At 54.8% G+C, this 23,695-nt stretch carries 42 protein-coding genes; 16 read left to right on the forward strand and 26 right to left on the reverse strand.

Features of this window, described 5'->3' with window-relative positions; genetic code table 11:
• Window positions 1-166: 166 nt before the first annotated feature.
• The 14 genes from E3E27_RS08530 to E3E27_RS08595 all read left to right on the forward strand — a co-directional run bounded on the left by E3E27_RS08530 (window position 167) and on the right by E3E27_RS08595 (window position 8,433).
• Window positions 167-673: a monovalent cation/H+ antiporter subunit E gene (locus E3E27_RS08530; protein WP_167774233.1), complete on the forward strand. Its 507-nt coding sequence runs from the start codon at window positions 167-169 to the stop codon at window positions 671-673.
• Entirely contained in the window at window positions 670-933 is a 264-nt protein-coding gene (locus E3E27_RS08535) for a cation:proton antiporter (RefSeq protein ID WP_068665195.1), read from the forward strand. Before E3E27_RS08530 ends, E3E27_RS08535 begins: the two co-directional genes overlap by 4 nt.
• Window positions 930-1,295, forward strand: a complete 366-nt coding sequence (gene mnhG, locus E3E27_RS08540) for a monovalent cation/H(+) antiporter subunit G (RefSeq protein ID WP_206204849.1) — start codon at window positions 930-932, stop codon at window positions 1,293-1,295. Before E3E27_RS08535 ends, mnhG begins: the two co-directional genes overlap by 4 nt.
• Window positions 1,292-1,555 carry a hydrogenase subunit MbhD domain-containing protein gene (locus E3E27_RS08545; RefSeq protein WP_167774234.1) on the forward strand — a complete coding sequence of 88 codons (264 nt, stop codon included), beginning with the start codon at window positions 1,292-1,294 and terminating at the stop codon, window positions 1,553-1,555. The genes mnhG and E3E27_RS08545 overlap by 4 nt, the downstream gene beginning before the upstream one ends.
• Window positions 1,552-1,848 carry a hydrogen gas-evolving membrane-bound hydrogenase subunit E gene (gene mbhE, locus E3E27_RS08550; protein ID WP_167774235.1) on the forward strand — a complete coding sequence of 99 codons (297 nt, stop codon included), beginning with the start codon at window positions 1,552-1,554 and terminating at the stop codon, window positions 1,846-1,848. The genes E3E27_RS08545 and mbhE overlap by 4 nt, the downstream gene beginning before the upstream one ends.
• Window positions 1,845-2,291 carry a Na(+)/H(+) antiporter subunit B gene (locus E3E27_RS08555; protein ID WP_167774236.1) on the forward strand — a complete coding sequence of 149 codons (447 nt, stop codon included), beginning with the start codon at window positions 1,845-1,847 and terminating at the stop codon, window positions 2,289-2,291. Before mbhE ends, E3E27_RS08555 begins: the two co-directional genes overlap by 4 nt.
• Entirely contained in the window at window positions 2,288-2,647 is a 360-nt protein-coding gene (locus E3E27_RS08560; RefSeq protein ID WP_167774237.1) for an NADH-quinone oxidoreductase subunit K, read from the forward strand. The genes E3E27_RS08555 and E3E27_RS08560 overlap by 4 nt, the downstream gene beginning before the upstream one ends.
• Window positions 2,644-4,191, forward strand: coding sequence for a proton-conducting transporter membrane subunit (locus E3E27_RS08565; protein ID WP_167774238.1), 1,548 nt, complete (start codon window positions 2,644-2,646; stop codon window positions 4,189-4,191). Before E3E27_RS08560 ends, E3E27_RS08565 begins: the two co-directional genes overlap by 4 nt.
• 1 nt (window position 4,192) lies before the next feature.
• A complete protein-coding gene (locus E3E27_RS08570) occupies window positions 4,193-4,540 on the forward strand; it encodes a hydrogenase (protein ID WP_167774239.1) in 348 nt (115 codons plus the stop codon).
• A gap of 132 nt (window positions 4,541-4,672) precedes the next feature.
• A complete protein-coding gene (locus E3E27_RS08575) occupies window positions 4,673-5,191 on the forward strand; it encodes an NADH-quinone oxidoreductase subunit B family protein (protein ID WP_167774240.1) in 519 nt (172 codons plus the stop codon).
• Complete coding sequence (locus E3E27_RS08580) at window positions 5,188-5,736, forward strand: NADH-quinone oxidoreductase subunit C (RefSeq protein WP_167774241.1); 549 nt, start codon at window positions 5,188-5,190, stop codon at window positions 5,734-5,736. Before E3E27_RS08575 ends, E3E27_RS08580 begins: the two co-directional genes overlap by 4 nt.
• On the forward strand, window positions 5,733-7,010 hold the full coding sequence (locus tag E3E27_RS08585; protein ID WP_167774242.1) for a nickel-dependent hydrogenase large subunit: 1,278 nt from the start codon (window positions 5,733-5,735) through the stop codon (window positions 7,008-7,010). The genes E3E27_RS08580 and E3E27_RS08585 overlap by 4 nt, the downstream gene beginning before the upstream one ends.
• Before the next feature lie 5 nt (window positions 7,011-7,015).
• Window positions 7,016-8,008 (forward strand): respiratory chain complex I subunit 1 family protein, encoded by a 993-nt coding sequence (locus tag E3E27_RS08590; protein WP_167774389.1) that lies wholly within the window; start codon window positions 7,016-7,018, stop codon window positions 8,006-8,008.
• On the forward strand, window positions 8,005-8,433 hold the full coding sequence (locus tag E3E27_RS08595; protein ID WP_167774243.1) for a 4Fe-4S dicluster domain-containing protein: 429 nt from the start codon (window positions 8,005-8,007) through the stop codon (window positions 8,431-8,433). Before E3E27_RS08590 ends, E3E27_RS08595 begins: the two co-directional genes overlap by 4 nt.
• Before the next feature lie 11 nt (window positions 8,434-8,444).
• Here E3E27_RS08595 and E3E27_RS08600 read toward each other — a convergent pair whose 3' ends face one another.
• Together E3E27_RS08600 and E3E27_RS10755 are read right to left on the reverse strand one after the other, a co-directional pair.
• Window positions 8,445-8,957 carry a ferritin family protein gene (locus tag E3E27_RS08600; protein ID WP_167774244.1) on the reverse strand — a complete coding sequence of 171 codons (513 nt, stop codon included), beginning with the start codon at window positions 8,955-8,957 and terminating at the stop codon, window positions 8,445-8,447.
• A 146-nt stretch (window positions 8,958-9,103) separates the two neighbouring features.
• The gene (locus E3E27_RS10755) at window positions 9,104-9,322 is read right to left on the reverse strand and encodes a ferritin family protein (RefSeq protein WP_371731579.1); all 219 of its coding nucleotides are present in this window, start codon (window positions 9,320-9,322) and stop codon (window positions 9,104-9,106) included.
• Window positions 9,323-9,555: 233 nt separating this feature from the next.
• Here E3E27_RS10755 and E3E27_RS08610 point away from each other — a divergent pair, with 233 nt between their 5' ends.
• Complete coding sequence (locus tag E3E27_RS08610) at window positions 9,556-10,434, forward strand: integrase (protein WP_167774245.1); 879 nt, start codon at window positions 9,556-9,558, stop codon at window positions 10,432-10,434.
• Between the two features lie 10 nt (window positions 10,435-10,444).
• Here the strand turns inward: E3E27_RS08610 and E3E27_RS08615 are convergent, their stop codons facing one another.
• From E3E27_RS08615 to E3E27_RS08705, 19 genes are all read right to left on the reverse strand, one after another.
• The gene (locus E3E27_RS08615; protein ID WP_167774246.1) at window positions 10,445-11,365 is read right to left on the reverse strand and encodes a hypothetical protein; all 921 of its coding nucleotides are present in this window, start codon (window positions 11,363-11,365) and stop codon (window positions 10,445-10,447) included.
• Between the two features lie 217 nt (window positions 11,366-11,582).
• Window positions 11,583-11,930: a hypothetical protein gene (locus E3E27_RS08620; RefSeq protein ID WP_167774247.1), complete on the reverse strand. Its 348-nt coding sequence runs from the start codon at window positions 11,928-11,930 to the stop codon at window positions 11,583-11,585.
• The gene (locus E3E27_RS08625; protein ID WP_167774248.1) at window positions 11,927-12,163 is read right to left on the reverse strand and encodes a hypothetical protein; all 237 of its coding nucleotides are present in this window, start codon (window positions 12,161-12,163) and stop codon (window positions 11,927-11,929) included. The genes E3E27_RS08620 and E3E27_RS08625 overlap by 4 nt, the downstream gene beginning before the upstream one ends.
• The gene (locus E3E27_RS08630; protein WP_167774249.1) at window positions 12,160-12,432 is read right to left on the reverse strand and encodes a hypothetical protein; all 273 of its coding nucleotides are present in this window, start codon (window positions 12,430-12,432) and stop codon (window positions 12,160-12,162) included. Before E3E27_RS08630 ends, E3E27_RS08625 begins: the two co-directional genes overlap by 4 nt.
• A complete protein-coding gene (locus tag E3E27_RS08635) occupies window positions 12,429-12,629 on the reverse strand; it encodes a hypothetical protein (protein WP_167774250.1) in 201 nt (66 codons plus the stop codon). Before E3E27_RS08635 ends, E3E27_RS08630 begins: the two co-directional genes overlap by 4 nt.
• Before the next feature lie 107 nt (window positions 12,630-12,736).
• On the reverse strand, window positions 12,737-13,639 hold the full coding sequence (locus tag E3E27_RS08640) for a hypothetical protein (protein ID WP_167774251.1): 903 nt from the start codon (window positions 13,637-13,639) through the stop codon (window positions 12,737-12,739).
• Between the two features lie 4 nt (window positions 13,640-13,643).
• Window positions 13,644-14,285, reverse strand: coding sequence for a hypothetical protein (locus E3E27_RS08645; RefSeq protein WP_167774252.1), 642 nt, complete (start codon window positions 14,283-14,285; stop codon window positions 13,644-13,646).
• A gap of 67 nt (window positions 14,286-14,352) precedes the next feature.
• On the reverse strand, window positions 14,353-15,297 hold the full coding sequence (locus tag E3E27_RS08650) for a hypothetical protein (protein WP_167774253.1): 945 nt from the start codon (window positions 15,295-15,297) through the stop codon (window positions 14,353-14,355).
• Window positions 15,298-15,542: 245 nt separating this feature from the next.
• The gene (locus tag E3E27_RS08655) at window positions 15,543-15,707 is read right to left on the reverse strand and encodes a hypothetical protein (RefSeq protein WP_167774108.1); all 165 of its coding nucleotides are present in this window, start codon (window positions 15,705-15,707) and stop codon (window positions 15,543-15,545) included.
• Complete coding sequence (locus tag E3E27_RS08660; protein WP_371731580.1) at window positions 15,707-16,063, reverse strand: type II toxin-antitoxin system VapC family toxin; 357 nt, start codon at window positions 16,061-16,063, stop codon at window positions 15,707-15,709. Before E3E27_RS08660 ends, E3E27_RS08655 begins: the two co-directional genes overlap by 1 nt.
• Window positions 16,064-16,070: 7 nt before the next feature.
• Window positions 16,071-16,220: a hypothetical protein gene (locus tag E3E27_RS08665; RefSeq protein WP_167774255.1), complete on the reverse strand. Its 150-nt coding sequence runs from the start codon at window positions 16,218-16,220 to the stop codon at window positions 16,071-16,073.
• 26 nt (window positions 16,221-16,246) lie between these two features.
• Window positions 16,247-16,486 (reverse strand): hypothetical protein, encoded by a 240-nt coding sequence (locus E3E27_RS08670; RefSeq protein WP_167774256.1) that lies wholly within the window; start codon window positions 16,484-16,486, stop codon window positions 16,247-16,249.
• Entirely contained in the window at window positions 16,486-17,187 is a 702-nt protein-coding gene (locus E3E27_RS08675; RefSeq protein WP_014788373.1) for an ATP-binding protein, read from the reverse strand. Before E3E27_RS08675 ends, E3E27_RS08670 begins: the two co-directional genes overlap by 1 nt.
• 24 nt (window positions 17,188-17,211) lie before the next feature.
• Window positions 17,212-17,871 (reverse strand): hypothetical protein, encoded by a 660-nt coding sequence (locus tag E3E27_RS08680; protein WP_240910708.1) that lies wholly within the window; start codon window positions 17,869-17,871, stop codon window positions 17,212-17,214.
• Window positions 17,868-18,143, reverse strand: a complete 276-nt coding sequence (locus tag E3E27_RS08685; RefSeq protein WP_371731581.1) for a hypothetical protein — start codon at window positions 18,141-18,143, stop codon at window positions 17,868-17,870. The genes E3E27_RS08680 and E3E27_RS08685 overlap by 4 nt, the downstream gene beginning before the upstream one ends.
• Window positions 18,144-18,147: 4 nt before the next feature.
• On the reverse strand, window positions 18,148-18,738 hold the full coding sequence (locus tag E3E27_RS08690; protein ID WP_167774257.1) for a hypothetical protein: 591 nt from the start codon (window positions 18,736-18,738) through the stop codon (window positions 18,148-18,150).
• A 118-nt stretch (window positions 18,739-18,856) separates the two neighbouring features.
• Window positions 18,857-19,084: a ribbon-helix-helix protein, CopG family gene (locus E3E27_RS08695; RefSeq protein ID WP_167774258.1), complete on the reverse strand. Its 228-nt coding sequence runs from the start codon at window positions 19,082-19,084 to the stop codon at window positions 18,857-18,859.
• Window positions 19,085-19,094: 10 nt separating this feature from the next.
• Entirely contained in the window at window positions 19,095-21,539 is a 2,445-nt protein-coding gene (locus E3E27_RS08700) for a minichromosome maintenance protein MCM (protein ID WP_167774259.1), read from the reverse strand.
• A gap of 52 nt (window positions 21,540-21,591) precedes the next feature.
• Entirely contained in the window at window positions 21,592-21,798 is a 207-nt protein-coding gene (locus E3E27_RS08705; RefSeq protein ID WP_167774260.1) for a hypothetical protein, read from the reverse strand.
• Between the two features lie 141 nt (window positions 21,799-21,939).
• Here E3E27_RS08705 and E3E27_RS08710 point away from each other — a divergent pair, with 141 nt between their 5' ends.
• The gene (locus E3E27_RS08710) at window positions 21,940-22,110 is read left to right on the forward strand and encodes an AbrB/MazE/SpoVT family DNA-binding domain-containing protein (RefSeq protein WP_240910718.1); all 171 of its coding nucleotides are present in this window, start codon (window positions 21,940-21,942) and stop codon (window positions 22,108-22,110) included.
• A gap of 10 nt (window positions 22,111-22,120) precedes the next feature.
• On the opposite strand, the gene E3E27_RS08715 is transcribed toward E3E27_RS08710, so the two are convergent.
• The 5 genes from E3E27_RS08715 to E3E27_RS08735 are packed head-to-tail and all read right to left on the reverse strand — an operon-like array spanning window position 22,121 to window position 23,630.
• Window positions 22,121-22,639 carry a hypothetical protein gene (locus E3E27_RS08715; protein ID WP_167774262.1) on the reverse strand — a complete coding sequence of 173 codons (519 nt, stop codon included), beginning with the start codon at window positions 22,637-22,639 and terminating at the stop codon, window positions 22,121-22,123.
• Window positions 22,636-22,845: a hypothetical protein gene (locus tag E3E27_RS08720; protein ID WP_167774263.1), complete on the reverse strand. Its 210-nt coding sequence runs from the start codon at window positions 22,843-22,845 to the stop codon at window positions 22,636-22,638. The genes E3E27_RS08715 and E3E27_RS08720 overlap by 4 nt, the downstream gene beginning before the upstream one ends.
• A 10-nt stretch (window positions 22,846-22,855) precedes the next feature.
• Window positions 22,856-23,251 carry a hypothetical protein gene (locus tag E3E27_RS08725; protein ID WP_167774264.1) on the reverse strand — a complete coding sequence of 132 codons (396 nt, stop codon included), beginning with the start codon at window positions 23,249-23,251 and terminating at the stop codon, window positions 22,856-22,858.
• Complete coding sequence (locus E3E27_RS08730) at window positions 23,251-23,442, reverse strand: hypothetical protein (protein WP_167774265.1); 192 nt, start codon at window positions 23,440-23,442, stop codon at window positions 23,251-23,253. The genes E3E27_RS08725 and E3E27_RS08730 overlap by 1 nt, the downstream gene beginning before the upstream one ends.
• Window positions 23,439-23,630, reverse strand: coding sequence for a hypothetical protein (locus tag E3E27_RS08735; protein WP_167774266.1), 192 nt, complete (start codon window positions 23,628-23,630; stop codon window positions 23,439-23,441). The genes E3E27_RS08730 and E3E27_RS08735 overlap by 4 nt, the downstream gene beginning before the upstream one ends.
• Window positions 23,631-23,695: the final 65 nt, after the last annotated feature.

The raw sequence follows: 23,695 nt of genomic DNA on the forward strand, positions 1-23,695 counted from the left end.
AAGTACATTGCAGTATAGATTAGATCATGAATGCTCCTAAACCTTTGGTTTACAACAAGGTGTTTCCTACCTTTTTTTGGCAAACTGAGCTTTGGAAAACCGTTTTAAGAGGAGAGGAGAAGTCACAAACGAGAGTAAACAAAAGCGTTAATGCGGAGGTGGTAGCTTGCCTTTCATAGTCGCGTTCGTTTTCGCGTATATCCTGTGGCTCGTCCTAACAGCTGGAACGAACGGACTGCTCTGGAGCACGGGAGAGCTGGTAGCGGGGCTGATCTTTGCAGGTCTGGTAGCCTACGCAACCAGGGATATAATCGGCGAGAAATCGACGCGCTTTCTCAACCCGATAAAGTGGCTCGAGTTCGCGGTTTACAGCGTTGGGCCGCTCTTCTGGGGCATGGTTAAGGCCAACTTCCACGTTGCCTGGCTCGTCATAACCGGGAAGATAAGGCCGGGCATCGTTAGAGTCCCCGTTGACCTCGAGAACGACGCCCAGTACACCATTCTGAGCAACTCGATAACCCTCACGCCGGGAACGCTCACGATAGACGCCTGTCCGGAGGAGAAGGCCCTCTACGTCCACTGGATTGACATTCCCGAGGGTCTCGAGAGGCCGGAGAACTCGGAGCCAGTCTCAGGTCCCTTCGAAAAGTGGGCCAGGAGGTTGGGAAGATGATTGAACCGGTGTTCTTCTACTCGGCGCTGATAATCTCAATAGGCGCGTTCTTAGCCATACTCAGGATTCTACTCGGTCCAACTGTTCCCGACAGGGTCGTCGGCGTCGATACGCTCAACACACTAGTCGTTGCCGGCATGGTTCTCCTCGGCGCGGCCTACGACAGGACGATTTACATCGACATAGCTATCGTTTACGCGCTCCTCAGCTACATAGGAACGCTGATAGTCGCGAGATACCTTCAGGGGGGATTGAAATGATTGAGTACCTGATTTACGCCTTCCTCGCGATAAACATAACCTTCAACCTCCTCGGGAGCATAGCCCTCCACCGCTTCCCCGACGTCTACACGAGGCTCCACGGGGCGACAAAGTGCACGACGTTTGGAACGATATTCGCGGTTTTAGCGGTCGTCACCCACGCCCTTTACCAGCTTCACGTCACCGGCGACCCGAAGTACCTCCAGATGGCCCTCCACAGCTTCGTGGCCCTGGTGGCTCTCCTCCTGACGAACCCGGTCGGAGCCCATGCAATAGCCAAGGCCGCCCACCTGAGCGGCTACAAGCCGGCCAGAGCGGTCATCGATGCCTACGAGGAGAAGCTCGGGGGTGAGGAGGAATGAACGCCCTAACGATTGACATGGCGATTCAGGCGATTATTCTCATCGGCGTCCTGATCACGGCCTACCTCACGATTCGCTTCAGGGACTTGCTCGCGGCTGCACTCATGTCGGCCGCGATGAGCCTGCTCCTGAGCATTGAGTTCTACATGCTCCACGCGCCTGACGTGGCGATAGCAGAGGCTGCCGTCGGGGCCGGTGTTGTCACGGCCGTCGTGGTTTACGGCATAGCGAAGACCGAGAGATGGGAGGTGGAACCGTGAAGAGAACAATAGCTTACCTCTCACTGCTGTTTATCCTCGGGGCACTCCTCTACATAGCGAACCCCGACTACGGCCTCAAGTTCGGCCCGGGCGGCAGCGAGTGGCTCTCGCTCCGCTACACGGACAACTACTACATCACCCACGGCCTCGAGGAGGTCGGCGGTACGAACATAGTCACCGACATCGTGTTCGACTACCGTGGCTACGATACCATAGGTGAGGCGACGGTTCTCTTCACGGCCATAGCCGGCGCGATAGCCCTTCTAAGGCCCTGGAGGAGGGATAGGGCATGAGAGAGGATATGGGACTCATCGTGAAGACCACTGCCAGAGCCATAATCCCGCTCATCGGAATCTTCGGTGCCTACATAGTGGTGCACGGTCACCTTACTCCAGGAGGCGGCTTCCAGGGCGGAGCGACGATAGCGGGGGCAGGGATATTATTCCTGGTTGCCTTCGGCCTCGATGAGATGAAGAAGCACTACAACAAGAGCCTCTACTCGGTCCTGGAGGGAGTGGGCGGTCTGGCCTTCCTCGGCGCGGCGATGCTCGGCATGGGCGTTGCGTTCTTCTACAACACGCTCTGGCACAACGGGCCCTTCTTCAACGGAGAACCGGGAACGCTCCTCTCGGCAGGATTCCTGCCGATAATGAACCTGGCAGTCGGTCTGAAGGTCTTCACGGGACTCGTTAGCGCCCTCACCGCAATAGCGCTCTACAGGAGGTGGAAGTCGTGATTCAGTTCCAGTTCATCACCGCGTTCCTGCTCATAGCCCTCGGAATCTACGCCTTTCTGGCAAAGAGGAACCTGATCAAGCTGATTTTGGCGCTCGACATCATAGACTCGGGGATACACCTGCTCCTCATCAGCCTCGGCTACCGCATAGAGCTGAACCAAATCCCGACCGCGCCGATTTACACCGGCTACGAGACGCTGAAGAGCCCGATGGTCGGACCGCTTCCCCAAGCTTTGGTCCTCACGAGCATAGTCATCGGCGTCTGTGTGCTCTCGCTCGCGGTTGCGCTCACGATAAACGCCTACCGCCACTACGGAACCCTTGACGTGAGAGCCCTGAGGAGGTTGAGGGGATGAACGGCGAGGCGATACTTCCATACCTCATAATCATTCCGCTCTTCGGAGCGTTCTCGATGCCGATAGTGAACCTGCTCGGAAGAAAGGCCAGGGAAGCGTGGGCTGTCTTGATTTCCGGCGCAACGCTCGCCGTCGGCTCCGCAATCTTCTACTACATCTGGGATACCAAGAAAATCCTCGTCTACACACTCGGTGCCAGAAGCCCGCTCGGCCAGGGCGTGGGCTTTCCAATAAGGATAGTCTGGGAGGTTGACCTCTTCGGCGCGATAATGGTGCTGATGGTGACTCTCGTGAGCTTCCTGGCCGTGCTTTATTCCCTCGGCTACATGAAGCACGACACCGGCCTCGACAAGTACTACACCCTCATAATAATCCTCGAGCTCGGAATGCTCGGCATAGCAATAACCGGCGACCTCTTCAACTTCTACGTCTTCCTAGAGATAATGAGCATCGCCAGCTACGCCCTCGTCGCCTTCAGGAACGACACCTGGGAGGGCATTGAAGCCGGCATCAAGTACATGTTCGTCGGCTCGATAGCGAGCGCCTTCGTGCTCCTCGGCATAGCGCTCCTCTACGGCCAGTACGGAACGCTCACTATGAGCTATCTCGCTTTAAAGCTCGCCCAAAGCCCGAGCGTTACGGCCAAGGTTGCCCTGGCGCTCTTCATAGCGGGGCTCCTCTTCAAGAGCGGTGCTTCTCCAGTCCACATGTGGCTTGCCGATGCCCACCCGGCCGCGCCGAGCTCGATAAGTGCCATGCTTTCCGGTCTCGTCATCAAGATAGGCGGAATCTACGCCCTCACGAGGATACTCTTCAGCATCTACGGCGCGAGCGTCAGCGTTAAGACCGTCGGCTGGGTGGTCATCATCTTCGCCTGCATAACCCTCATCGTCGGCAACGCGATGGCGGTAATCCAGAACGACATGAAGAGGCTCCTTGCCTACTCTTCGGTCGGGCAGATAGGCTACATTCTCCTCGGCCTCGGAATCGGTTTAGCGGCCTACGGAAGCCAGACCGGAGAGATAGCGATGGCGGGAGCGATTTACCACACCTTCAACCACGCCCTCATGAAGGCACTCCTCTTCCTGATAGCTGGAGTAGTAATTCACCAGCTCGGCACGAGGGACCTCAACGAGCTGAGCGGCTTGGCTAAGGCGATGCCGAAAACGACCTTCGCCTTCCTGATCGGAGCGGCCGCGATAATAGGAATGCCCCCGCTGAACGGCTTCGCGAGCAAATGGCTCATCTACGAGAGTTCGGCAATATTCAACCCGATCTTAGGTGCAATAGCGATAATTGGAACGGCATTCTGTACAGCGGCATACGTCAAGGTGCTCTACACCTTCTTCGGAAGGCCCAGCGAGAAGGTCATGAAGGCCAAAGACCCAGAGGGGACGATGCTCTGGCCGATAATAATCCTCGTGGTTGCCATAATCGTCATGGGGCTCTTCCCGTGGCAGATAAGCGACAGGGTCATGATTCCAGCGGTAAAGGCCCTTGAGAACCAGCTGGCCTACGTAAGCGCCGTCTTAGGGGGTGCGTGAAATGTTCGGCTACTGGGATGCGCTTTACTTCGTCTTCGTTTTCATTATCGGCCTGATCCTAGCTTACCTCCTCGACCAGTGGGCCAAGAGGAGCGGAATGGGAACGAGGGAAGTCGGCGACGGGACGAAGATATTCATAAGCGGTGAGGACCCCGACAAGGTGATTCCGGGCTTTGAGCACCTTGAAGGCCACTACACCGGAAAAAACGTCATGTGGGGGCTGACCTACGCGCTCAAGCGCTTCTTCACCGCCTTAAGAAAAGATCACACCGGACTGCTGACCGACTACGTGAGCTACCTCGTCATAGTTACCGCCTTCGTCATGGGAGTGCTGTTGATATGGGGGTGAAGGGAGGTGACGCTCATGGGCGGGTTTGAAAGAAAAACCGTGAGAAACCCAATCACGGGGCGGGCACTTGAGGGAACCCAAAAACTTCCGCGAGCGCTTGCGGAGGCAAGGGCTCATAGGGGGTGAAGTGAGATGAGCATCAAAGTTCCCGCTAACGGAGGTTCAAACTCACCGGAACGCGAGGGGCTTGAGAAGAGAATCGCCCAGCTGTGCAGGTTCATCGGGAAGTCACCCTGGGTCTTCCACGTGAACAGCGGCTCGTGCAACGGCTGCGACATCGAGATAATAGCGGCCCTGACCCCAAGATACGACGCGGAGCGCTTCGGAGTCAAGCTCGTCGGCAGTCCGAGGCACGCGGATATACTCCTCGTTACCGGGCCGGTGACCAACCAGAGCCTTGAGAGGGTCAAGCTGGTTTACGAGCAAACTCCAGACCCGAAGATAGTGATAGCGGTCGGCTCCTGCCCCACCGGCGGGAGCGTCTTCTACGAGAGCCCCTTCACGAACGCACCGCTGAGCAACGTCATTCCGGTGGATGTCTACGTCCCCGGCTGTCCGCCGAGGCCCGAAGCTATACTCCACGGCGTCGTTTTGGCGCTGGAAAAGCTGGCTAAAATCCTGAAGGGTGAGATCCCGGAGGTGAAAGAATGAGCGAGACCGAGGTTAAGGAGCCCACCAAGGCCGGGAAGGTCGCGAAGGCAATAGCGGAGCGCTTTCCAAACGCCCAAGTTGAAGTGAAGACCAACAAGTGGGGGCGCGAGAGGGTCTGGGTGAGAGTCCAAAAGGAGGACTACCGCGAGCTGATGAAGTTCATAAAGGAACTCGACGGCGAGGCCCACTACTCGATAGGCATCGAGCAGGACCTTGGAGAGGAGCTCGGCTTCTTGAGCCACCTCGTGATCTACTACGACGACGTCCCGGCCGTTTCCCTGCTCATAGACGTCCACGCGCCCAAGGACGACCCGGTGATTCCGGACATCAGTGATATCTTTCCGATAGCCCTTCAGTTCGAGAGGGAAGGCATGGAAATGGTCGGCATAGACTTCGAGGGAGCGCCGGACAAGAGGAGGCTCTTCTTACCAGAGGACTTCCCGGAGGGAATCTACCCGCTCCGCCTCGATGAGAAGGGCGTTCCCGAGGAGATGGTGCACAACGCAGGGCACCCGTACTACCTCAAAGGAGGTGCAAAGAAATGACCAAAGTCGAGTACTGGGTCAAGATACCCTTCGGACCCATTCACCCCGGCCTGGAGGAGCCGGAGAAGTTCATACTCACCCTCGACGGCGAGAGGATAGTCGATGTGGACGTCAAGCTCGGATACAACCTTCGCGGAATCCAGTGGATAGCCCTGAGGAGGAACTACGTCCAGATAATGTACCTGGCGGAGAGAATGTGCGGAATCTGCTCCTTCTCCCACAACCACACCTACACTAGGGCCGTTGAAGAAGCTGCCGGCATAGAGGTTCCCGAGAGGGCCGAGTACATCAGGATTATAATCGGCGAGCTGGAGAGAATCCACTCCCACCTGCTCAACCTCGGAGTTCTGGCCCACGACATAGGCTACGATACAGTGCTACACCTTACCTGGCTGGCCCGTGAGAAGGTCATGGACACCCTTGAGGCAGTTGCCGGAAACCGCGTAAACTACTCGATGGTGACGATAGGGGGAGTGAGGAGGGACATAGACGAGAAGAGAAGGCGGATAATCCTCGACATGATAAAGTACTACCGCGAGGTTCTCCCGCAGATTGAGGACATATTCCTCCACGACCCGACGATAGAGGCCCGTTTCAGGGACTGTGCTGTGATAAGCAAACGCGTCGCGATGGAGCAGGGCGCGGTCGGCCCGACCGGAAGGGGAAGCGGAATCAGGGACGACGCGAGGTGGAGCGAGAGGCTCGGCGTCTACCCCGACCTCGGGATAAAACCGGTGATGCCCGGGGACGTTACGGGCGAGAGGCCGAGGGGGGACGTCTTCGACAGAATGGCAGTCAGGATAGGCGAGCTGTGGCAGAGCCTTGAGCTTATAGAGCACGCCCTCGATCAGATGCCGGACGGGAAAATCAAGCTCTTCCCCAAGGACAACGTTCTGGTCGCGAAGCTCAGGATAATGGTGGACGGAGAGGGGGTTGGAAGGTACGAGGCCCCGAGGGGAGAGCTGATTCACTACGTCCGCGGAAAGAAGGGAAGCGACAAGCCCCTCCGCTGGAAGCCGAGGGAGCCGACCTTCCCGAACCTCTTCGCGGTTGCTGAGGGAGTTAAAGGAGACCAAGTCGCTGACTTCGTCGTTGCGGTCGCCTCGATTGACCCATGCCTGAGCTGTACTGACAGGGTTGCCGTCCTCAGCGACGGGAAGAAGAGAATCCTAACCGAGAAGGACCTCCTGAAGGCCTCGATAAAGAAGACGCGTGAGATCAACCCCGAGGTAAAGGGCGACCCGACCCCGGTCGGTCTCGGCTGTTCGAGGTGATGGGAATGGACGTTATGGGCAACATCGTTTACCCGGTCGCGGGACTGCTCGGCCTCTACGGTTTCGTCTCACTCGCCTCACTCCTCTGGGAGGGAATAGACAGGAAGCTGGTAGCGAGGATGCAGAGGCGCGTTGGACCGCCACTGATACAGCCATTCTACGACTTCCTCAAGCTGATGAGCAAGGAGACGATAGTTCCAAACACTGCCAACTACATGTTCCGGGCCGCGCCTGTTTTAGCCCTTGCGACTGCCATAGCGCTCCTGGCTTACACGCCGATGGGCTTCACGCCCATTATGGCGAGCAAGGGCGACGTCATCGTCTTCATCTACCTCCTCGCCCTGATAAGCTTCTTCAAGATAGTGGGAGCGATAAGCTCTGGCAGTCCGTACGCGAAGATAGGGGCCGCGAGGGAAGCGACGGTGATGGTTTCCAGAGAGCCCGCGATGATGCTCGCTATCTTCGCCATAATGTGGCGCCTCGGTAAGCTCGGCGTGGACAAGCCGTTCAGCATGGGCATCTTCTACCAGCACAACATCTGGGAGATAGGGACGCCCATGAGCTTCGTTGGGGCGATAATACTCCTCTACGTCTTCTGCGTCTGGCTGGCGAGCGAGATAGAGGTCGGGTTCTTCAACATACCCGATGCAGAGGAGGAAATAGCCGAGGGACTGCTCGTGGAGTACAGCGGAAGGTACCTTGCCCTGCTCAAGCTGACGAAGGCTCTCAAAGCTTATATAGCCGCTTCCCTCGTGGTCGCGATATTCTTCCCCTGGGGGATAACTGACTACTTCAACCTCACCGGCCTTTCAGCGGACGTCGTGAACCTGCTCTTCCACACGCTGAAGGTCTTCATACTGCTCTTCGTCGTCGAGAGCGTCTTCAGGGCAGTGACGGGAAGGCTGAAGATAACGCAAGCGGTGGACTTCCTCTGGAAGAACGTCTTCTTAGCGTCGCTCGTCGGCTCGCTCCTCATAGCGATGGAGGTGATAATGTGAGGGCACCTATACTCGTCCCAACGGTGCTCAGGAACCTGGCGAGGAAGCCGGCGACCAACCTCTTCCCCAAGACCGAGCCAGTGCCCGTTCCGGAGGACTTCAGGGGGCAGCTAAGGTACAACGTCGATAAGTGCGTCGGCTGTAGAATGTGCGTCACCGTCTGCCCGGCCGGTGTTTTTGTCTATCTACCCGACATCAGGAAGGTGGCCCTCTGGACTGCCCGCTGTGTCTACTGCAAGCAGTGCGTCGATGTATGCCCGACAGGGGCTTTGGAGATGAGCGACGAGTTCCTCCTGGCCAGCTACGACAACGGCGACGACAAATTTATCCCGCTCAAGGAGGAGAAAATCGAGGAGATAAGGCGGAAGCTCGAGGAGCAGAAGAAGGCCAAGGAGCAGGCGAAAGCCAAGGCTGAGAAAAAGTGAAGGAGGCAGCGTCAGCTGGCCCCAATTTCACCTTTTCTTACCCCTTCAACGTAGCCATAGTCCCTCATCAGCGACTCTATGGCTCTCTCATGAAGCTTCTCGGTGGAGCCAAGGTATGAAAAGACCGCCCTCAGGAAATCGTCGTCAGCCTTCCCGGCCAGAATTGAGTAAACCCTCTCAGCGACTTCCTCCAGCTCAAGGGCACATTTAAGAACGGCAAAAACGTCGTTTTCGCTCTCAAGCTCCCCTATATCCGAGAGTTCCTCCAGAGATGGGCCGTGGACTTCTGGAATTTCCGCCCCGAACTTCCGGGTGTACAGAGTTCTCAGCTTCCTCTCGTGCCTCTCCGCCTCACGGGAGAGGAGCTTGAACATATCATAAGCATCGTCGAGACCCAGGTTCTTCGCCTTTCTGGAAAGCCTAAGGTAAAGAAGAGCCTTGTCGCCCTCCAGGAATATCCAATGGGCGAGAAGCTCCCTCAGCGGAAGTTCCTCAAGGAAAGACAGGCCTTCAAGATCGGTCATTCCAATCACCCAATAAACTATACTCGGAAGGCTTTATACGGGCTTTGGCACAACCGTCTATGAAAGGAGTTTGGGGACAAAATACCGCCGAAAGAAGGGTATTTTAAAACTTAAGTCCTTTTTGAACCGAATTTCGGCGTTTGGTCTCAGTTTTTTCTCAGCCCCTCAATCATTTTCCTGAGTGCCTCGTAGTGGCCGCGCTCGACTTCAGCCAGCTTGAGGTAGAACTCCCGAAGTTTACCCCCATTCACCTTCTCGGCGAGCAGCTTGTACGCCTCGTGGGCTATCAGCTCGCTCTCCATGGCCGCCTTCAAGACCTCCTCCAGCTGGTCGGCCCTCTCGAACTTATCGAGAACCGGGAGCACCTCAAGGGGAGGGACGTCACTCCTTGGGTTCCTACCATAGGAGGACTTGAATTGGGACTCAAGATAGTCGCTTTTCGCCGAATGAAGGCCTCTCTGGTCAGAATGACGATAATAAAGAGCCGAGCGCCGATAACGTTTTTACAGGAAAGGCTTTGGTGGACTCAACAGCCAAAATCCATTATGGTCGTGACCGGCAAAAATACGTCGAATGGCTGAAACGGCGCACGCCTTCAATGGCGAGGAAGTACATCCCAATGCTTGATAAATTCCTCTGGGGGAAGAAGGCAAACACTCCCGAAGAGCTGAGGCGTATAGTTGAAGCGATCCCACCGACGAAGAACGGGAACCCTAACCGCCATGCTTACCTTGCAATCCGGAGTTACATTAACTTCCTGGTCGATACGGGGAAGATTAGGAAAAGCGAGGCAATCGACTTTAAGGCAGTCGTCCCGAACATTAAAACCACCTCGCGCGCTGAGTCTGCGAAAGTCATCACGGTCCAAGATATAAGGGAAATGTTCAACCAGCTCAAGGCGAAGAACGAGACAATTCTCAGAGCACGGAAGCTCTACCTCAAGCTTCTCGCCTTCACCGGCCTTCGTGGCGACGAAGTTAGAGAGCTGATGAACCAGTTCGAGCCGGGAGTTATTGACGACACCTTCAAGGCCTTCGGCCTTCCCGAGGAGTGGAGGAAGAAGATCGCAGTTTACGACATGGAGCGGGTGAAGCTCCCGACCAGGAAACACGGGACGAAAAGGGGTTACGTTGCCGTCTTCCCTGCCGAGCTGGTTCCCGAACTGGAGTGGTTTAAGAGCACAGGCTACAAGCTAACGGCGGACAATTCGAGCAAGCATAAGATGTTCAGGGACTATAAGAAAGTGAAGGACCTCGCGTTGCTGAGAAAGTTCTTCCAGAACTTCATGAACGACCACGTGATGAGCGCCGTTCCAAACCCACCGGCCGATGCGATGCACCTAATTGAGTTCCTCCAGGGGAGAGCACCGAAGAACGTCGGCGGGAGGAACTACCGCTGGAACGTGCAGAATGCTGCAAGGATCTACTATTACATGGTGGACAAATTAAAAGAAGAGCTGGGGATTCTGGAGCTTTAGCATCTCTATTTTATGGTAGTGGAAGGAAGTAAATAACGTCGTCGATGGTCAATTCTGCTGGTGTATCATACCATTTCATTCCAGCGATTGGGGATTCTCCAGTCCCCCAGTTTATTCCAACAATCTTTAGCAGGCCTCCAACTATGGCGGTTGATGCGAAAGTCTTCCAATCCCACGTTGATTTATCAAACGCGCCAGTAATGAGGTTATATCCCCCATATATCATTGCGTTTGAACCTGAGTAATACCGAAGGACTGTGGATAAGAACCCTTCCGGCGCGGGGGTTGTAGTGTCTTGGACTGCCATGAACCCAATTGCGACAGTTGTGTGATAATAGGGGTCTATATTGAATAACGCACTCTCCGATGAAACTACCCCCGCGACGGTGGTTTTTGATATAAGCGTGCTTCCGGGATTATACTGCCTCAGCATGAGAAGTTTCCCATTTACGCCGGTGACTGTCGCTTTGTCTTGATATGCGATTGTTGCAATTGTGGAAGCCGGCCATTTTTCCCAGACAAATACACTCTCGTCGGGGTATGCTGTGCTGGTCCATGTCCCGTCGGCATTCTCGATATAGTAGTTCAGCTGGACGTTGAGGACGTCCTCGCCAAATAGCTTAGTATAAGCGTTGTCTTTGTAATACTCAAGTTTGATTTGTATGCTGTCCTTCATCGTTTCGGCTGGGTTCGTTGCCGGAACAAGAAGCTCCGTTACGCTCAAAGAGCTATTTGCATTGACCGTATAAGTCTTTTCAGTCGTCCCATCGTCAAAAGTGAATCCCAGCGCTCCCTGATTTAGGATCGTTGCTTTCACGTAGGTGGGAGTATCCTTCGGGTTGTTTACTGTTACAGGGAGTTTCTGATTGTAGTCAGGCACGCTCTCAACGTAGTATTTCACGAATGCAATGTTCAGGTTATACGTCGCCATTCATCACACCCCCGGGGTGTATGAGTTTCCGACTCCGACACTCACCGAGACACCATGTACGGAGTTTCCGACTCCGACACTCAAGGAAACTGCGTTGAGGGAGTTCCCTGGACCTGAGTTGAATGACGTGCTTGACATCTCATTTCCAATCCCATACGCAACAAATTTCCCCTCGAGTAATATTCCTCCGCCGACTCCTTTGATCAACAGCACGCTCTCACCCCTGAATGTAGCTTATATTAACGAGGACGCTGTCGTTGATTGCGGTGAGGCTCCCGCCAGGCTCGACTTCAACCACGACCTTTCTCAGCGGGTTGGCGGGAATCGGCTGGATGAACACCTGGCCGTTCAGTCCCTTGTAGAACTTCGCTGACCAAAACGGCCTCGTGTCCTCGACCTTCCTCAGCCTGATTATGACGTAATCATCGTTCCCGTGACTAACGCTTATGGCAGTAATATGGCTCAGCGTTCCGAAGTCCACTTCCTGGCTCCTCTCGCTGTCGGTAAGCTCAACGACTTTATTGTCAGCAGGTTCAAAGTACGCGTTCACCCTCATCTCGCTCATTTTCCATACCTCCTCGCGTACCAGGTGGCGAGCTTAATCACGATGATGATGCCGAGGAGTGGTAGGAGTGCCTTCCACCAGTTGGCCTTCTTCTTCCCGGCTACTTCTTCCCCAGCCGGTTCGACTTTTTTGGGGAGAACGAGCTTCATCTCTCCCACGTCTCTGGCCTTCCCGCCGGCTGGAGCCGGGACCGGGGAAGGCATAGTGAAGTCGATGAGATTCACACCTGTCATTTTTTCAACCTCCTCAGCTTTTCCTCGTACTTCCTCACGATAGCGTAGGCCTTCCGCTTCTTCCCGGCCAGCTTCTCACTCCGCTTGATGACGGTCGTGCGGAGAAAAACGAGCCGTCTCATGGCCTTAGCGTAGGAGATTCTTCTTCTATGGTAATCGGCGAGTATGGCCTTGCAGAGGTCTTCAACTTCCTTGAGGTTGTCGAGACCTTTTTTTCCAGTGTCCTTAACGCGCCTGCCGAGGTAAATGTTCCTGTTCTTCCTGCTCATGCTCCCGCCTCCTTTGCCACTTTCCCCTCGAGGCGGCTGAGGCGCTGTTCGTGGTTGAAGATCCTGGCCTCAAGCTCGTCCACGCGGTCCATGATGGTCTTGAGGATCCGTTCGTTCGCCTTGGAGGTTGCGTAGGCTGTCAGGAGTGCGGTGCCAATGATCGTGATGAGTGAACTCCAGACTTCGGTTCCAGTCATTTCACCTCACCTTGTCCAGGAACTTCTTGAACTCGATCTGGAAGGCCATCCACAAAATGAAGAGGACGAGGCCGTGAAAGAGGGTCTCGCGGTCGAGCTTCATGCTCTCACCTCGCAAAGATCGGTACTCTCACAGGAAGAACGCGTTTTGGTTGATCGAGTATTGGTTTTGGTTTGGGATTTAACCCTGGGACCCGAGTGCTTCCTCCGATTATCACCCCGCCGCCGGGAGTGCGCGGGTACACCTTCTTGAGAAGCTCGTCCTGTTTTTCAAGTGGAAGCGGTTTGAGCCAGGGACGCTTTACATCTTTGCGGGGTTCCAGCCTCGGCGTCGCTTTGTGGGTTTTCTTCCACTCCTCGTTCTTCCTCTCAAGCTCCCGGCCGTACTTCACAATCTGGTCAAGGCTCATCTGGCTCGGGTCTTTCCCCGCCGCCTTGAGTGCCGCCTTGACTCCAGAAAGCCATGCGTTGAACTGCGCGTAAGTGCTGAATCCGTACTTCCTCGCGAGCGCGTCTTCCTTAGAGATGTATTCATTGCTGTCCGGGGACTTCACCAGGTTGTTTACAAAGCGGTTGGCGTACCACTCACCGTCAAAGAGGACCTCTTGTCCAGGTCTCACGGGAGTCCCATACTTTCTGATGGTTCCAGTTTTTCTGTTTATCTCGCCACTTCCGCCAGGCTTCCACTCCGGTCCCCCATAGTGAAGGCGGGTCATGGCTTCGTTGTACTCTCCAGTGTTCTGCTTGCCTGTCAGGGTCCCCTTTGCTATGGTCGAGATGTCTTTTCCGGTCTGGGTGAACTTCTCAGGCGCCTGCTCAAGGTCGTTTTTGAGGTCGTTCATGAAATTCTCGACCTTCTCCTTCGCTTCTTCCACCTTCTCCCCGACTTCCTTGAACACGCCGAAGAGTTTGTAAAGCGTGTAAAGAACTACAATTGCTAAGAAAGCGTACATCGCCAGCTGTATGATGTTGTCCTTCTCTTTGAACGCGATGACTGCTGGAACTGCCATGTTCTCACCTCAGAACCTTCTTGAGAACCAGGAAAGCCACCACTGCGCCGAGGAGGAGGCCGATGTTTCTACCTGACTCTTCCCTCTTCGCCTGTGGAACGTGCACGGTGGCCGGCTTCGGCTGTGGCCTTGGAGTTGTCGAGGTTATGCTGATCTTTTCTGGTACAGGACGTGGAGATGGCAAGGGTAACGGCTTAATTATGACATGTGGCTTCGGTTGTGGCCTTGGAACAGTCTTTACTCCAGTCTTCTTCTCGAGCTGCTTCATACCGCTGTTCTTGTAAGCGTTCTCAACGGCCTTCTTCTGAACCTCAAGTATTTTCCTGTTCCTCTCGTAGGTCCTTCTAAACGCACTCCCGTACTTCTTCAACTGCGCCTCGTTCCCCCTGATGCTCTCCTCGATTTGATACCCACGCATCTCGTTAAACAACATGCAAAGCGCCTTCTTTTCAGGGTCCCCTGGATAAGCGTCAGGGTTGCAGGCCAGCATGCTCATGTTCCAGCCTTTCCCTTTGAGATAATAGTACGCCTTCCTGCGCTCTTCGAGAGTATCTATCTTTCCTGAAATCCCCAGCTGCGCTTTTATCTGATTCAAAATCTCTACAGCTCTCACGTCCGAAGGCCTGTAGGTCCGAGTGACGACCATTTAAACCACCTCAAAAACTGATTTAAGCAGCTGATTTGACCCACTGATTCAATGAAAAGGAAAGAGGTTAGAGCCTGATTGCCTGAGGAACAACCTCGTGGCTTATGTAGCGAAGCTTGCCGCTGGCAGTGGTTTTAAGCGCAATCTTGAAGGTTCCGCTCGCTTCCTCGCGGAGGTCAAGGCCTCCAACGACAACCTCCATATCGTAGTCGAACATGGTCATGCCGGTCGGAACGCTCGGAAGCTTGTACTGGATCTTGTCCAGCTCCCTGCTCGTCTCATAGTCAATCTTGTAAAGCTGTATCCTCGCCGGTCTGGTTCTAACAAGCGCGTACTTGTCCACGATGTCGGCTCTTGCTCCCGTGTCATCATAGAACACGAGGAGTGCGCGCTTGAGGACCGAGCCGACCGGAAGCTCAAAGACCTCAGTTAGCTCTCCAAGCGCGTTAAAGGCCTTCTCGATTGCATAAACCTTCGGCTCCTCTATGAAGACTTCCCCGTACTCGCCGGCCGAATAGGCCATGACGTACTCCTCGGCGCTCTCGTAAACCTCCTTATCAAGGGTCACCTTGATTGAAGCATCGCTGACGCTGACGTCGGTGGTTATGCTGGTGTTCCAGTCCACCCTGATCTGCAGCTGGTCCTTTATGAGTGCATGGATCTGGCCAGCATCAAGCATGATGAGGAAGCTGATGTCCTTCGTCCCGCCGGCCGGGACGGTAACCGTGTCAGTGAGGCTAAGCGCCTTCCCGTGAGTGTCATAAACGTTCAGGTAAGCGATGTCGGTTCCCCTAAGCGCGTAGTGGACGACGTTACCGTTGCTGACGACGCGGATCTCATTTATCGCCTTGAGAACGTCCTCCATGCTGACGTTGGCATCGGCCGCTCCCCCGTTGGAGAGGGTGATTTTAGCGAGGAGTGCAATGCTGTCAATGACACCGTTCCTCGGCACGTCAATGCTCTTCACCTGCAGGGTCAAAACATCGTCAAGGGTCTCTTTCACCTTATACACCGGTCTCACCTCCTGATTTTACTGCCTCGCCTTCAGACCCTCTTGGCCAGGAACTTGTTCCAGATGTACAGCGCGGCCAGAACGCTCAGCATGTTCACGAGGAAGTCTCCCGTAAAGATCTCCTTCCAGTCCATCTCCCTCACCTCTCACCTTTGTCTCGCTTTTGAGGCCGTGAGGCCTCGGTAAAGAATAGAGCACCTTGAATATTTAAGCACTGAACCAGAAAAGTGGGGAAAAGGAAAGAATCAGGAAGAATTCTCCATTTTTAACCTGCTTTGGGAGTACAGGTACTTCACAACCATGCTCGCCGAAATGTGCTTCTCGCTCACTCCCAACTGTCTCGCAAGCTTCTCACGCACGGTTTGAATTATCTCCCTCGCCTCGCGGTCGAGATAAACACCCACACTCATCACCTCGTTAGAATCACATCTACCCCGAGATTTCTAAACTTTTTGAAGCCATTATCAGCCGTCAAAACAGCTAGATTCCTCTTGAGAGCCGTTGCCGCAACCAACAAATCACCGTCATCATCGTGAGGAGTCCCTCTCCTCTGAAGCTCGACGTACATCTCCGAAGCCAGGACTGCGGTTGTAGTATCCACGTGAATTACCTTGTACAACCTCTTAAAATCCCTCAGTGCTCTCTTGCGTTTTTTGTCATCGCGAATACCCCGGAGGAACTCAAAAAGCGTGATTGCCGAGATGTACGACCCCTTGTATTTTGAGAGTAAATCCTTCCTGCCTCTGTTCACCCAGTTGGCCAGCACACTCGTGTCAATAATTAATCCTGTACTTCTTGAAGCGCGTAGGCCTTTTGATTTCATCGAAATCAATCCCCCCCTCTCTCGCAAGCTCGACCAGGTCTCGCGCGGCAGGGTCAATCTCAACACGCTTCGCTCCCTTCTCAGCCTTACGCTTCGTCATAAATATCCCTCGCTTTTCGTTCTCGCCTAAGTATAAAACACTAACGCCAGCCAGACGAGCACGGCTAAACCGTAAATATAGCCAATGAGGAACTCCACAACATCACCCACCGTCGCCACAGGGTACTCCTTCTCGCGGACCTCATAGACCAGGTAGATGACCAGGACAAGAAGGCCATAAACAAGGAGGAAGGCCGAGGCAAAACCAAGGACCGTGTGAAGAATCGACCGCCTATCATCGTAGAGGTACAGCCTCGCCAAGGCCATCACCCGAAGTGCCTCGTCCTTCTCACGACAAGCTCACGCTTGATAATCCTCGTTTTTGCCGGCGGGATGAACTCAATCAGGTCATGCTCCCTCAGCTGGTCGTTCAGCTCTGAGAAGCCGGGAACCATACGGTTGAGGTAGATCACGTCGTTCGGCACGTAATGCTGAAAGATGAAGTGCCTCTGCGCCTGGCGGAAGAGAAGCTTTGGGAAGTCCGCGATGGACTGAGTTATGGCAACTGTGTAGAGCTTCCCGTCACGGCCTTCTCGGAAGAGTTGCTCCAGCTCCTTCCCCGGCCTCCTCGAGGACGGGTTGAACCTGTGCGCCTCCTCCACCACGATAATCCGGTCCCTGTCCCGCCTGAAAATCTCATCAAGGAGAGGCTTGTAATACTGCTCGACCAAGCCTTCCACTCCAATCCTGTTGATGGTCCCCCGCGTCGGGACCACCAGCACCTGGTCGAAGTCCAAAAGCTTCCTCCAGTTGTACCGCGTCCCCACCTTAATCTTGAGGAGCCTGACCCCCTTGAGCTGGACCAGGCCGAGGTGGTTCTTCACCTTGGTATCGAGAACGATGAACCGCCTCCCCCTCTCCCACGCCTGCTCAACCAACCAGCCGGCAAAGTAGCTCTTCCCCGAACCAGTGTTCCCGTAAATGAGGTCAATACTCCAGGCCGGGATGTCAATGTCCAGGATCCCCATAAGCCTCACCTCCAAAAAGAAAAGTCAAGAGCCGAGGTTCTTCGCAATCTTAGCCAGCATCTCGCTCTTCGGCGGCTCAGGCTCCTTCGGCTTCGCCTTCTCGCGAAGCTTCTCGGCCTCGGTCTTAACCGGCTTATCCCCAGCATTGGCATCGGATCCAGAGGTCCTTTCCCCGGCCTCCGGCCGGACCTTACCACTCCCAACCTTCGCCTCCTTCGCCGCCTTCCGGTACATCCACGTCAGCATCAGCAGGGACCCCGCTCCAATGAGAAGGCCGAACTTCCCGCTCACCTGCAGGCTCTGGCCTTCCACCTTCTCCATGTACCACAATCCCGCGTTGAAGCTCGGCCTCCCAACGTCCCACCAAATCGAGAAGTCAATGTCCGCACCGATTTCCCGCGCCTTCCTCTCTAGCATCTTCACGTAGTAGTTCGCGAAGATGGTCAGGCTGTGGTCCCGCTCCTGGAACTCGTCAAGCCTCGCGTTGAACTCCTCCTCGCTCATCAGGCCGCCAGGCTCGTCAACCTCCTCCAGTTCCTCCTCCTCGACCAGCTCATCAATCTCCTCAAGGTCCCTTTCCACGTCCTCGACCAGGCTCGTGATGTCCTTCTCGTCCAGCTCGTCAATGGTGCTGTCCACGACGGCCTTCGCAGCATTCTCAGCCATAAGCGGGTCCCCCATCATTCAACCTCCTTGAAGCTCAAAGTCAGCCTCAACCTCTTCTCCTTCCCCAGCTCCAGAACCAGCGCGTTCTTCTCCCTCACATGCCTGACCTTCGCCTTGCCGATGAGCTTCAGCAGGACCTCCTGGAGATCCTCCTCACCGTTCACCTCGCCGACCTCGAGACCAGTCGCCTTAATGGCCTCGACCAGGTCATCAACCCAGCCGAAAATTCTCCCCATCTTCACCTGAGTGGCCGGGTTCATCATCGCCAAAGCAGCCTTGACCTTTCCCACACTCTCACCCCCTTAGGTTGCTCTCAATCTTCCCAAGAATCGGGGAACGCCTCTCCTCGTAAGCCTTAACCGGCTCCTCGTCCTTTCCAGCCAGGCGCTTCAACTGCCTGAACATCTCATCGAACCAGCCAACCTTATAGAGGTAGTACAGGAACGCCAGCGCAAAGATAACGCTCCACGCCTTCCAGCTCAACCTCGGCCTTGGAACGCGGAACCCCCTCTTCACCCTTTCACCCTTCACCTTCTCACCCGGCTTTTCACCCTTTTTCACCCCGGTGATTTTGGGTGAACCCTCACGGTCCTCAACCTGTTTCACCCTCTCCGGCTCCTCGCTCTTCACCTCACTTCCCCGCTCCTCAACCTCCGCCGTAACCTCCTTGGCTTCCTCAGCCGGCTTTTCATCTTTCTTCTCGCTCCTCTTCCCGAGAATCCGCTCACGCTCCTCCTCCGGCAATTTCAAAAACTCCTCGTAGGGAACGACCCTCTTAGAACGGCAGACAGAACACTGAGGCTTTTTAGCACGGCTCCAGAACTTGTTCCCGCACCTCATACAGACGTACAGCTTCCTCCCGCTCGCGTCCTCCACCAGTCTCACCACCTTTCCCCTGATTTCACTGGGGGATTTTTGGTGAATCCCCCAATTTCACCCTATTTCACCAGGAGGATTTAAGCACTGAACCAGAAAAATGAAGAAAACGGAAGAATTCTCCCGATTAGAGAATCAAAGCACGAATACGGTGGCCAAGCTTCTTCCACCTCGGCTTCCTGGGATAATAGACCTCCATGCCATTCACCTGCTCGAGAACCTCCGCTTCATCCAGTTCATTTTCCAAGGCTTGGCGCACTACATCACTCACGGTTATGCCACGTCCCTCAGCCAACGCCTTAACCTTCTCGTAGAACTCCACCTCAACCCTCGCCGAAACCGTCTTCGTCCTCATCTCGCTCACCTCACGCAGTTAGTTTGTACCTACCGCCTTCCGTCTCGGTCAGCTTCCCCATCATCACCAAGTCCCTGAGGACCTCAACCACCTTCTCCCTCGGGTAACCCCTATCCGTCATAGACTTCAACACCGTATCCCAAGGGACCCCGTTCGGGAACAGCGGAGACAACTCCCTGACAAGGTTCACCACCTTCTCCCTCAAGTCCAAGACATCACTCGGCACCCCGACCTCAAGGATAGCCAGGTCGTAATCATCACGCTCAGGGTCATAGGCAATCGCCCGAATCGATGACTCGAACAGCTCAACCGCACGCTGGACATCAACCGGCTCAACCGTCTCGCTGAGCCTCAACTTCGCGAAAGCCTCCGCAATCCTCATCAAGCCGTTGAAATAACGCAGGTTCAGCGCGATTTTTCCGCTCCTATACTTCCTCCTCAGCTCCTTGAACCCGGCCTTAATCGCCTCCCTTGCTTCAGCTGAAAACCTCGGACGAAGGCTCCTCGCATACACGAAGAATTTCCTTAACAGGTCCTCCGGGATAGGTCCCGAGGCTCCCGCATCATTAACCTCCATCACATAGTCCAGGACCTCGTCGCCTTCCTGGTAATTGTCCAAGATGATGAACGCCAGGTCGAACCTGTTTAAGAGCGTCGGCGGAAAGTCAATCTGCTCGATGACCGTCTTATTCCTGTCGAACTTCCCACCCTTCGGGTTGGCAGTCGCCATAATCGTCGTGTCAATCCTCAGCACGACATTAATCCCCGCCTTGTTGATCGGTATGAGCTGCTGCTCCATCGCCGTGTGCAAGGCCTTCCGCTCCTCAGCGTTCATCTTCTCCAGCTCATCAATCAAGCACACCCCACCGCTCGCAAGGACCAGCGCGCCACCGACAATCATCCAGTCCCCCTTACTCACCTCATTCCGCCTCACCGTTGCCGTGAGACCCACACCACTCGAACCAGGTCCCGACGTAAAGATAGCCTTCGGTGCAACCCTCTCAACAGCACGCAAAAGCTCAGTCTTACCGCACCCAGGATCCCCAACGTAAAGGACATGCACGTGACCACGAGGCTTCGCCTGCGTCGGCACGCCACCCACAATCGAGACGGCAGCACCGAGCTTCTCCCTCTCAAGGCCGAACAATTGCGGAGCAATGGACGAAGCCACCACGTAGGGTAACCTATCCCCATGAACCCTCGCCAAGTTCTTAACCTGCTGCAGGTCCTCCTCGCTCAACTCCTCAACCGACATGGCCCTGTCGAGGACCTCAATGTGGTTCACCTCCAAGACCCGCTCGTAAATCGGAAGGTCATCCTTCTTGTACACCCGCTCCCTGACAACTGCAGTAAGCCTAACCCTCATACCACCCTTGAGGACACCAGCCTGCGGACCAATAACGTAAGCCAACTTCTCAGCCGGCTCACCACCACCCAGGTCCTCCGGCGAATCCTGCACCTTGAAGAACTGAAAGTCCAGCTTATCACTCGCCTCCTCAAGCAGCTCAACGTTCCTTGAGCCGCAGGCCTCACACTTCTTAGGCCTCACCAACGGCCTCAAAGGCTGCTGAACCCTAACATGCTCCTGCCCACAGTCCAGGCACACGAACACCGCCTTCCGGTAGAAGGACCTCACGTTACTGACCCCAGTCACCAGACCCTTCACCTCAACCAGCTTACCCACATGCTCAGCACGAACATCGGCCGGCCGAAGCTTATCCCTGAGGTTAGTGAAGTGAACCGACCACTCCCCCTTGACCTCGACCATCAAATCCTCCTCGATGAACAGCCTCAACGCGTCATTGAAAGCCCTCAACGCCACAACCGGCCGCTCCACCACCGCCGAAGCCAGCTCCGGAAGAACCGCATTAAGCTCCGTCCAGTCCACCACCACGAACCGATCCCTCGAAGTCGTCAAGGCCTCCACAACCCTGTCCCGATAGAACTCCCTGAAAAACTCCCGAGCCAGCTCCACCAAATCCTCATGGTCCTTAGCCTTCCGCTCCTCCAGCTCCCGAAGCCTCGCCTCCACCATCATCACATTCAAAATCTCCTCCACAGCCTCAGGCTTCAACTCATAGTACGTGATGCCAAGCTCCTTATCCCGAACCTCAAGAACATGAGACTTATCCTTCTTGAGAACCGACAAAGCCACTCTAAGAGAACTCGATGAGTAACCAAGGCTGGAATTGTACTCCTCCATCAGCTCCTTGAGCTTAGTTATTGATAACCTCCCATGCCTCCAGAGGATAAAATATGGTAAAGCATCACGAGGTCTCTCTAAATTAAACGCTTTCTGGATCATGCTAATAACTGCTCCAAACTGTTCCGGAGATGATTCCGGTGTTCCATTCTGTTCCATTTTATTTGGAACGTCTGTCTCGCCTCTGTTTTTAGAAATCTCGCTTTGGAACACCGGAACATTTTGCTCCATAACCTTATCTCTCTCACTCATTCTCGCTCACCTCTCGCGGAAAGTGTAAGATTTTTGCAAAGAAAAGAAAGGGTCATGGGGACCTCCCCCTGAGGAGGTGGGTGAGGTCTTCGACGTGGAGTTTGGTGCTCACGATGGCGTTGGCCAGTTCGGTTGTGTCTTGGGGTGCTTTGGCGTGTATGATGGCTATGGGTTTGCCTTCTTCGTTCACTATTTCGACGCCGAGGAGGTCTCCGATTTCGTAGATGGCGCTGAAGTCGTAGATTTCCACTTCCAACACCCGGGCCACCTGAAACTTCATCGCCATAGGCTTCACCTGTTGCGTGTCCCTTCGTGTTACTTTGTGGAACTTTGTGCTTAAAAGTTTTTCTTCGAGTACCAAGAAAGGCTTATATACCACAATGTGAACTTTGTAACGGTGATGAGAATGGCCGAGTTTAGGAAGCTCCCCGAAGAGGTGGAATGGATTGCTCGGATAGACGTCAAGGGTCGCATTATTATCCCAAGCGAGATTAGAGAGGTCTTTGACCTGAAGTCTGGCAAGTACGTGAAAGTCCGCTTGGTCGGTGTCCTTGAACCCGATGATGAATGATTTCATTCTCTCACCTCCCAAGCAGCTCCTTCGTGATGAACTTGTGGACCATTCCCCCGGAGTTGAAGCGCCTGGCTTTTTCCAGTGGAAGGAGGACCACCTTCCGGCCGTCGGTGAGCTCCCTCCTCACGGCCAGGCCTTTCTCGACCTTCCAGACGAGCCACTTGACCTTGGTCTTCACGATGTAGTAGGCCGGCACGCCGAGGTAGTTGCTGAGGTCCTCGAGGAATGTGTACTGAGGCTCGTCGAAGACCGCATAACCGTCGCTCTCGCTGAGCTGATAGCGGCTCTTGACTTCGAGGAGCGCGAGGGGTAGGCCGTTCTTGAAGTCCCACAAAATCAGGTCAATGTCAAAGAGGCCGATTCTCGTCACGCCGTACTTCTTCCTGACTTCTTCGAGGAGGTCTGAAAACTCCTCGTGAGCGTCGAAGCCGTGCAGCTGGTTGATGATGGCCGAGAGGGTCCTCCTGCGTATGCGCTTGACTTCCTGGTGTGTGGTGATGAGGTTCCTCCTGTCGCCTTCGGTCATGCTACCACCACCGCTTCGGGGAAGCTCTCCCTTGTAAGCCTGAGCGCGTCGGCGGGGACGTGGAGGACGAGTTTTATCTTCTCCTCCTCGAGCTCGATGTTGGCAACCTGGATTGGAACCAGGGTCCTGAGTTCATCGACTTTCTCAAGCGCCTGGCTGAACTCCTTGAGCCTCTCCAGTTCAAACCACGTGATTAGAAGCGGCATTTTCGTCACCTCACACGAGCGTCCTTTGGACGAGCTGGGGTTTCTTGGCGGGTTTCCTCTCCTCGGTTTTTCCGAGGAGCTTCCTGAGGTATTCGATCTCTTCCTTCCAGAACTCGCGTTTTTCCTTCGACTGTTCCAGGGCCTCAAGGATTTCTCTCGCGTGGAGGAGGAAGCCGTAGTTTTCTCTCGTTGGGTGCTCGCCTGTGAGGTACTGGACCACCTCCTCGAAGGTCTCAAACTTCTGGGTCTTTCCGCTGTTGGTGTAGCCTGAGAAGAGCCGTTCCACGTCCCTGACGGAGTATCCTTTCTTGCGCTTGTACTTCCTTATCACCCAGTATGCGTTTCCCTTGTGGGAGTACATTCCCAGCTCGCTCGCGAGGATCCAAACCTCGTTTATGTCGGGCATCAGAGCACCCTCCCGATTTTTTTCACGGTGTAGCTGGCAAAGGGAAAGCTCTGCTTGACCATGAAGCGCGCCATTTCCTCGGCCTTCTCCCGCGTCCTGGCGAAGATTGTGAATTCGAGAGGCTCCTCGTCTGGCTGGCTTATCCTCACGCGCCAGGCCTTCATGACCGGCGGCCTTCCGCGCTTGCTCATGCTCTCACCACCTTGTGTTTGTGCGTCAGCCTCTTATGCACTGAACCAGAATTCTCCAGAATTCTGGCGAATTCTTCCGAGGGGATGAAGGTTCCCCCCTCGTCCATCACCCACTCGGCCTCCCTGACCCGCTCCAGCGCTTCTCGAACAGGCAACCCCCGAAGCTCAAACACCGAAACAACACGCATGGCCTAACACCTCTTGGCAAATTCTGCAAAAATGATTTTATCATAAAATCATAAAAACGTTTTCA

This window comes from Thermococcus sp. MV11 (assembly GCF_012027285.1).
Lineage (GTDB): Archaea > Methanobacteriota_B > Thermococci > Thermococcales > Thermococcaceae > Thermococcus > Thermococcus cleftensis.

What these genes read in the sequence shown, in the direction of transcription:
- E3E27_RS08570 (WP_167774239.1), top strand. Translation starts at nt 4,193, where the DNA reads ATGTTCGGCTACTGGGATGCGCTTTACTTCGTCTTCGTTTTCATTATC.
- E3E27_RS08695 (WP_167774258.1), bottom strand. Translation starts at nt 19,084, where the DNA reads ATGAGGACGAAGACGGTTTCGGCGAGGGTTGAGGTGGAGTTCTACGAG.
- E3E27_RS08665 (WP_167774255.1), bottom strand. Translation starts at nt 16,220, where the DNA reads ATGACGAAGCGTAAGGCTGAGAAGGGAGCGAAGCGTGTTGAGATTGAC.
- E3E27_RS08635 (WP_167774250.1), bottom strand. Translation starts at nt 12,629, where the DNA reads ATGACTGGAACCGAAGTCTGGAGTTCACTCATCACGATCATTGGCACC.
- E3E27_RS08565 (WP_167774238.1), top strand. Translation starts at nt 2,644, where the DNA reads ATGAACGGCGAGGCGATACTTCCATACCTCATAATCATTCCGCTCTTC.
- E3E27_RS08725 (WP_167774264.1), bottom strand. Translation starts at nt 23,251, where the DNA reads ATGCCCGACATAAACGAGGTTTGGATCCTCGCGAGCGAGCTGGGAATG.
- E3E27_RS08645 (WP_167774252.1), bottom strand. Translation starts at nt 14,285, where the DNA reads ATGGTCGTCACTCGGACCTACAGGCCTTCGGACGTGAGAGCTGTAGAG.
- E3E27_RS08535 (WP_068665195.1), top strand. Translation starts at nt 670, where the DNA reads ATGATTGAACCGGTGTTCTTCTACTCGGCGCTGATAATCTCAATAGGC.
- E3E27_RS08615 (WP_167774246.1), bottom strand. Translation starts at nt 11,365, where the DNA reads ATGGCGACGTATAACCTGAACATTGCATTCGTGAAATACTACGTTGAG.
- E3E27_RS08610 (WP_167774245.1), top strand. Translation starts at nt 9,556, where the DNA reads ATGGCGAGGAAGTACATCCCAATGCTTGATAAATTCCTCTGGGGGAAG.
- E3E27_RS08675 (WP_014788373.1), bottom strand. Translation starts at nt 17,187, where the DNA reads ATGGGGATCCTGGACATTGACATCCCGGCCTGGAGTATTGACCTCATT.
- E3E27_RS08700 (WP_167774259.1), bottom strand. Translation starts at nt 21,539, where the DNA reads ATGAGTGAGAGAGATAAGGTTATGGAGCAAAATGTTCCGGTGTTCCAA.
- E3E27_RS08655 (WP_167774108.1), bottom strand. Translation starts at nt 15,707, where the DNA reads ATGAGTGTGGGTGTTTATCTCGACCGCGAGGCGAGGGAGATAATTCAA.
- E3E27_RS08640 (WP_167774251.1), bottom strand. Translation starts at nt 13,639, where the DNA reads ATGGCAGTTCCAGCAGTCATCGCGTTCAAAGAGAAGGACAACATCATA.
- E3E27_RS08620 (WP_167774247.1), bottom strand. Translation starts at nt 11,930, where the DNA reads ATGAGCGAGATGAGGGTGAACGCGTACTTTGAACCTGCTGACAATAAA.
- E3E27_RS08735 (WP_167774266.1), bottom strand. Translation starts at nt 23,630, where the DNA reads ATGCGTGTTGTTTCGGTGTTTGAGCTTCGGGGGTTGCCTGTTCGAGAA.
- E3E27_RS08720 (WP_167774263.1), bottom strand. Translation starts at nt 22,845, where the DNA reads ATGCCGCTTCTAATCACGTGGTTTGAACTGGAGAGGCTCAAGGAGTTC.
- E3E27_RS08730 (WP_167774265.1), bottom strand. Translation starts at nt 23,442, where the DNA reads ATGAGCAAGCGCGGAAGGCCGCCGGTCATGAAGGCCTGGCGCGTGAGG.
- E3E27_RS08680 (WP_240910708.1), bottom strand. Translation starts at nt 17,871, where the DNA reads ATGATGGGGGACCCGCTTATGGCTGAGAATGCTGCGAAGGCCGTCGTG.
- E3E27_RS08710 (WP_240910718.1), top strand. Translation starts at nt 21,940, where the DNA reads ATGAGAATGGCCGAGTTTAGGAAGCTCCCCGAAGAGGTGGAATGGATT.
- E3E27_RS08715 (WP_167774262.1), bottom strand. Translation starts at nt 22,639, where the DNA reads ATGACCGAAGGCGACAGGAGGAACCTCATCACCACACACCAGGAAGTC.
- E3E27_RS08625 (WP_167774248.1), bottom strand. Translation starts at nt 12,163, where the DNA reads ATGACAGGTGTGAATCTCATCGACTTCACTATGCCTTCCCCGGTCCCG.
- E3E27_RS08585 (WP_167774242.1), top strand. Translation starts at nt 5,733, where the DNA reads ATGACCAAAGTCGAGTACTGGGTCAAGATACCCTTCGGACCCATTCAC.
- E3E27_RS08600 (WP_167774244.1), bottom strand. Translation starts at nt 8,957, where the DNA reads ATGACCGATCTTGAAGGCCTGTCTTTCCTTGAGGAACTTCCGCTGAGG.
- E3E27_RS08575 (WP_167774240.1), top strand. Translation starts at nt 4,673, where the DNA reads ATGAGCATCAAAGTTCCCGCTAACGGAGGTTCAAACTCACCGGAACGC.
- E3E27_RS08670 (WP_167774256.1), bottom strand. Translation starts at nt 16,486, where the DNA reads ATGGCCTTGGCGAGGCTGTACCTCTACGATGATAGGCGGTCGATTCTT.
- E3E27_RS08630 (WP_167774249.1), bottom strand. Translation starts at nt 12,432, where the DNA reads ATGAGCAGGAAGAACAGGAACATTTACCTCGGCAGGCGCGTTAAGGAC.
- E3E27_RS08555 (WP_167774236.1), top strand. Translation starts at nt 1,845, where the DNA reads ATGAGAGAGGATATGGGACTCATCGTGAAGACCACTGCCAGAGCCATA.
- E3E27_RS08590 (WP_167774389.1), top strand. Translation starts at nt 7,016, where the DNA reads ATGGACGTTATGGGCAACATCGTTTACCCGGTCGCGGGACTGCTCGGC.
- mnhG (WP_206204849.1), top strand. Translation starts at nt 930, where the DNA reads ATGATTGAGTACCTGATTTACGCCTTCCTCGCGATAAACATAACCTTC.
- E3E27_RS08580 (WP_167774241.1), top strand. Translation starts at nt 5,188, where the DNA reads ATGAGCGAGACCGAGGTTAAGGAGCCCACCAAGGCCGGGAAGGTCGCG.
- E3E27_RS08545 (WP_167774234.1), top strand. Translation starts at nt 1,292, where the DNA reads ATGAACGCCCTAACGATTGACATGGCGATTCAGGCGATTATTCTCATC.